This is a genomic window from Vibrio sp. D173a (genome assembly GCF_030248475.1).
In genome coordinates this window covers 1-1986 of sequence record NZ_JAHGAH010000609.1, presented here as the reverse complement: position 1 = coordinate 1986, position 1986 = coordinate 1, and the positions used below count along the sequence as shown (strand labels likewise).

At 44.8% G+C, this 1986-nt stretch carries 2 protein-coding genes; both read right to left on the bottom strand.

All coding sequences use genetic code 11. The features are described from left to right. On the bottom strand, nucleotides 1–1250 hold a 1250-nt coding region (locus KIV40_RS27895; protein ID WP_285352450.1), incomplete at its 3' end, for a lamin tail domain-containing protein. Nucleotides 1251–1364: 114 nt separating this feature from the next. Further along, nucleotides 1365–1986: GlyGly-CTERM sorting domain-containing protein (locus KIV40_RS27890; protein WP_285352447.1), on the bottom strand; the 622-nt coding region annotated here is incomplete at its 5' end.

Genomic DNA, 1986 nt, shown 5'->3' with positions numbered 1-1986 from the left:
AAGCCAGTTACATCACCGACAACAAAGATACCATCAGAAGTTTTTGGATCGCTGTCTGGCGTTTCGTCTTGCATGTAGAAACCAACTGCAACATCACCATCAAGCGCTTCACTTTGAATAGCCGTGATAACCCCTTCAACTGTGAAGGTTTCATCAGAGATAAACTTGCCATTGGCTGGATCTGTGTACGGAGAAGCCCAAGAGTCACCCTGAAGCTCACTGATCAGTGTATCTGGCGATGGATCTGGGTCCGGATCGGGATCTGGGTCAACCGAGCCATTAACTTTGCCTAGGCCATCAAATGTGTCTTTCGCTAGTTCTGTCCAGTCTGATTCATTGTAAGTCGCTGACGGTGAAGTACCATTTCTTTGCAAAGTGACATCTTTACCCCAACCACTCGGTGTCGGAACTGCGCCAACAACATCAACTAGGCTATCACCATTGAACAGACCGACTGCGTCTCCACCATTGTGGTATAAGCCACCGGTAATAGAACTTACACCGTCATCTAACGTAATATCTGCAGAGTCATGCAGCACAACCAATACAGAGTTCGCTGGTAATGTTTGCCCATCAAGGCTCACCATATCCAATGGGCTTTCATCGCCATCTTTATAACGAACAAGTTTGTAACCTGTCAGATCAATATCTTCAGAGCCATTGTTATAGAGTTCAATTGCCTTATTGTTTGAACTACCTTCTACGTATTCAGTGATGACTACTTCCCCGGCACCACCGCCACCTAGCTCAACTTTGCCGATATCTTCCCAATTATCTTTTTCAAGAACTTCAAACTTTGCTGGGTCATAGCTTGTACTTGGCGTCATATCGATACGCTTTAGCGTGACATCTTTGTTGTAGTCCGTATCGTTAACGTATCCCAAGATATCGACAATGCTTCCATCTTTTTGCAAGGAAATAGAGTCATCGCCATTGAAGTAAGTAATCGTACCTGTCGCATCACCTTTCGCTAGCAAATCGTCAGCGGCTTGAGCGTGAGTAACCACATGTGTCTCACCTGAACCCAGTGTAACCCCTGACAGATCGTATTCATTTGACCAGTTACCACTACCATTAGACTCAATAAAGAGGCTATAGCCTGACAGCTGTACTGAAGATGAACCAACGTTTGCAACTTCAATCGCTTTGTTATTACTTGAGCCTTCGACGACTTCTGAAATAACAATATTCGCATTTGCCATAGGCGCGATAACCGCACCAACAGCAATCGCTATTAAACTTTTTTTCATGTTTGAACCTCAAAGGTAAACAGATTTATATCCATATCAGCCAAGTTAACGCTGTGTTTCCTCGACTTTACTCAAAAGAAAGGGCTAGTAGATAACTACTAACCCTTCTATCAATTACTGACGACGACGGCGTAGGAAACCAAGACCAATCAGTGACAACAGTGCACCGAAGCCGAAGCTACCACCTGAACCATCGTATTCAGGACTCACTGGTGACACATTGCTTGAGTCTTGCTTGCTAATGTTGGTAGTCATTGTCATTGACTCAATAACTTGAGACGAAGATGCACCAGTATTTTGTGCAGCAACACGGTCTCCCATTAGCTTCATGGAAATCGTGTAAGTACCCGTATCAAGACCCACCACGTCAAACATTACTGTTTGTGCACCGTCTTGACTTAATGTCACTTTCGGTAGAGAGACATTTTGTGGGCGTGGAGAGATAGAGATTTCAGCAACATCACCAGATTTCGCGTCAGCCGAAACTGGGAATGCGATATCAGCACGACCGCTCTTCACCGCAATATTCACATTCGACTCACCCGCTTCGCCATACTTGTAACCTAGCGATACCATTGCTGGATCGTGGTCTGAAGAACGAATTGGTGTTTCTCTAGCGAATGGGTTAGAAACCTCATCAGGTGCTTTCTTGTAGTTGCTGTAGTCATTCAATGAAGATTCAGCCGCATTGATATGCCAGTCAGCAGCATCCACCAAACGATCTTTCAATGAAGGC